Consider the following 241-nt stretch of genomic DNA (forward strand, 5'->3'; position numbering starts at 1 on the left):
AAGTCTAAGTATTTCTTTTTACCTTCAATAGTATTGTATTTTTCTGTATCTAATATCCTGATGCTTTCTAAATCAAGATGTTTGGCTAGTTTTGGTTCATAGGCCTGTAAGAATGTTTTTATGTTCTCTGGATTTTTCATGATGAGCTTAAAAAGAACATCTGAGGATTGGATGTTTCTTAACTCTTCAATCTCTTTCCAATGCTCTTCTAATCCTTCTTTATCATCCATAGAGAGATTAT

1 pseudogene is annotated in these 241 nt (G+C 31.1%); it reads right to left on the reverse strand.

Annotated features, from left to right (window positions below):
- Positions 1–230: pseudogene (locus ACYQZV_RS09190) on the reverse strand (hypothetical protein); the annotation flags it as partial.
- Positions 231–241: the final 11 nt, after the last annotated feature.

The sequence above is a fragment of the Hydrogenobaculum acidophilum genome, assembly GCF_054656715.1.